Raw genomic sequence first — 3,241 nt, 5'->3', positions numbered from 1 at the left:
AGACCAGGCGGAGCCGGGCATGGATCTACGGCTGGACGGGCGGCGCGCGATCGTGACCGGTGGCAGCCGTGGCATCGGGCGGGCCATCGCCAGGTCGCTGGCCGCCGAAGGGGCCAAGGCCGTGATCGGGTCGTGATCGCCGCGCGGGACGCCGACGCCCTGGCGGTGGCCGCCAGGCAGCTTGCGGCGGCGACCGGCGGCGGCCGGCAGCACCGTGCTGCCGGCCGCCGCCGCAAGCTACGCCGGCGGCCCGGGCCGTGTGTGTGGACGGGGTGGCTATGCGGCGAGCGGGGTGTAGTGGGAGGCGTCGTCCCCCTCGACGGCGTAGCTGCGCCGGCCGTCCACCCCGACCGGTACGTCGCCGGCGACGGTGACCCGGTGCAGCAGCCGCGGCAGGTCGCCGTAGTCGTCCACGCCGTAGTGCTGGGTGCTGCGGTTGTCGAAGAAGACCAGGTCACCGGGGGCCCAGCGCCACCGGACGGTGTTCTCCGGCCGGGTGACGTAGGTCTGCAGCAGGCGGAGGATGTCACGTGACTCGGTCACGGACAGCCCGACGACGCGCTGCGCGAACCCGCCGATGAACAGGCCCCGCTCACCCGTCTCGGGATGGACGCGGACCACCGGGTGGGCGGTCCGGTACTTCCGGGAGACGAAGATCTCGCGGTACTCCTTCGTCCGCGCCGTCTCGGCCGGCGGGATCGCGTAGTCGTAGTCGTTGGTGTGCTCCGCCCAGATCCGGTCGGCCAGTTCGCGCAGGTCGCCCGGGAGGTCCTGGTAGGCGGTCACGGAGTTGGCGATGAGGGTGTCCCCGCCGGCCGGGGGGATCACGACGGCGCGCAGGGTGCTCGCGGCCGGCGGGGACACGACGAACGTGACGTCGGTGTGCCAGTTGTTGGCCCGCCCCTCGGCCGAGTCCACCCGCAGCACGTTCGGGCTGCCGGCCAGGGACGGGACGGTGGGGTGCGCCGTGGTGAGCGCGCCGAAACGGGCGGCGAAACGCTGCTGCCCGGCGTCGTCGATTTCCTGCCCGCGGAAGAACAGTGCCTTGTGCTCGACGAGCGCGGCCCGGACCGACGCGATGACGGTGTCGTCGCCGAGCGCGTCACGAAGGTCCACGCCGACGATTTCGGCGCCGATCCGTCCGGTTACCCTGCGGATGTCGAGATCCGTGCTGACGGCGGCCATGTCGCTCCTTGGCGGTCCGGGAACGTGAGTGTCCGACGGCGCGGAGGGAACCACGGGAGAGGCCGCGGAGGAAACATGGCCGCGCCGCCTTCGGTCCTTCAGTCCTTCGGTTTTCCTGCCGGTTCTCCTCCCGGCCGGCGGGGAGAAGCGTTCCGGCGGCCGGCCCCGACGGTTTCCTCGTCGGCCCGTGTCGCCATGCTCGTGTCCGCCGCGGAACGGGTCAATATTTAGCGGTCCGGTGAAAATAATTCGGCGGGGCCGTCCGCGCCGGTGGACGATGCGGACACGATGAGTGGATGCCGCTCCACCCAGGAAGGCGGCGGGGCCCGGGATCCGGAGCGATCATGATCGCTCCGCCTTCGCGCCGTGTCGGCCGCTCCCGTGGGTGGGTTGACAGCCGGCCATTCCTGCCGACATAGTCGCCAACATGTCGGGGAACAGGCTGTCGGTCCGGCGGGTGGTGGACCATGTCCGTGTCGTCAGTGGACCGTGTCAATTCTGGTCGAATTTAGGTTGATCAGAACTGGCATTTTCGTGGTATTTTCCGGAAGCATTCAACAGTCGTTCGGACGCGATTCCGTCTGTCACTGACAGTGGTGACGGAAATCATTTTTCGGGTCGTAAAACATATCGATGGTGATATCGGTCCGCGGATGGCTGGCGAAATCGCGGAAATTTTCGGCCCGGCTGGTGCCCGGAGACCCACCCGTCCCGATCATGATTCGGCCGGCTGCCGAGAACCGAGAACCGAGAACAGGGATCCTGATGAGTGACCAGCCCCGCCAGCCACACCGACACCGCGACGTGTCCTCGACATGTGCCGGCCAGGCCGGCGTCGGCGGCCCACGGTGAGCGCCGCGTCGAGACGCCGTCCGCGGCTGGTCGCGGCCCCCGCCGAGACCGACGTCCTCGTGCTCGGCGGAGGCCCGGCCGGGACGTGGGCGGCGCTGGCGGCGGCAGGCCGCGGCCAGCGGGTGACGCTCGCCGACAAGGGCTACTGCGGCACCAGCGGCTCGACGGCGGCCGCCGGTAACAACCTGTGGTACCTGCCGCCGGGTGGGAGCGCCCGGTCGGAGGCCATCGCCGCCCGGGAGACCGCCGGCGGCCATCTCACCGACCGACGCTGGATGGCACGCGTCCTCGACCGGACGTGGCGGGCGGTCGAGCAGCTGACGGACTGGGGCTATCCGTTCCCGGTGGCCGACGACGGCACCCCGCAACGCGGCAGCCTGCAGGGCCCGCAGTACATGCGGCTGATGCGCCGCCAGGTCCGGCGCGCCGGCGTCGTCATCCTCGACCAGTCACCCGCCCTTGAGCTGCTGGCCGACCCCGACGGTGTCGTCACCGGCGCCGCCGGCGTCCACCGCCAGCGGGGCGGCGAGCCCTGGCGGGTGCGGGCCGGCGCCGTGGTCCTGGCGACCGGGGGCTGCGCCTTCCGGTCCGGTGCGCTGGGGCTGAACGTGGACACCGGCGACGGCGCGCTGATGGCCGCGGAGCTCGGCGCCGAACTGTCCGGGATGGAGTTCTCCTGCCAGTACGGCACCGCGCCCGCCTTCGGCGCGCAGACCAAGGGCCTGATGTACCAGTTCGCCGTGTTCACCGACGCCGACGGCGCCGAGCTGGCCACCGCCGCGTTCCCCGGTGGGCTGCTCGACGTACAGCGGGCGGCGCTGCGCACCCAGGTGCACGCCCGGCTCGAGCGGGCGGCGCCGCACCTTCGGGAGGCGATGCGCTGGTCGCAGCCGAACTTCTTCCTGCCGTTCGACAAGCTGGGCATCGACCCGTTCACCCAGCGCTTCCCCGTCCGTTTCGTCATGGAGGGCACCGTGCGCGGGACGGGCGGGCTGCGCGTGGTCGACGACGGATGCGCGACCACCGTCCCCGGGCTGTTCGCGGCCGGCGACGCCGCGTCCCGCGAGCTCGTCACCGGCGCGATCAGCGGCGGCGGCAGCCACAACGGCTCCTGGGCGATCTCCTCCGGCGGCTGGGCCGGCGCGGCGGCGGCCCGGTTCGCCGCACGGCGCCCGGCCGGCTGGCCGTCGGCGCCCCTCACCCC

General features: G+C 72.1%; 2 protein-coding genes and 1 pseudogene. 2 read left to right on the top strand and 1 reads right to left on the bottom strand.

Annotation, left to right across the window (positions count from 1 at the left end; translation table 11 throughout):
- Window positions 1-19: 19 nt before the first annotated feature.
- Window positions 20-201: pseudogene (locus tag NBX02_RS23300) on the top strand (SDR family NAD(P)-dependent oxidoreductase); the annotation flags it as partial.
- Between the two features lie 75 nt (window positions 202-276).
- Here the strand turns inward: NBX02_RS23300 and NBX02_RS17010 are convergent.
- Window positions 277-1,185, bottom strand: coding sequence for a TauD/TfdA family dioxygenase (locus NBX02_RS17010; protein WP_250286117.1), 909 nt, complete (start codon window positions 1,183-1,185; stop codon window positions 277-279).
- An 848-nt stretch (window positions 1,186-2,033) separates the two neighbouring features.
- On the opposite strand from NBX02_RS17010, the gene NBX02_RS17005 reads away from it, so the two are divergent.
- Window positions 2,034-3,241 (top strand): FAD-dependent oxidoreductase (locus NBX02_RS17005; protein ID WP_250292150.1); only part of this gene is annotated, 1,208 nt, incomplete at its 3' end.

The sequence above is a fragment of the Protofrankia sp. CiP1_Cm_nod1 genome, from assembly GCF_920888515.1.
Lineage (GTDB): Bacteria > Actinomycetota > Actinomycetes > Frankiales > Frankiaceae > Protofrankia.
This window is presented reverse-complemented; position numbering and strand designations above follow the sequence as displayed.

Bases quoted from the DNA above. Each gene is read 5' to 3' on its own strand.
- NBX02_RS17010 (WP_250286117.1), bottom strand. From the start codon at position 1,185: ATGGCCGCCGTCAGCACGGATCTCGACATCCGCAGGGTAACCGGACGG.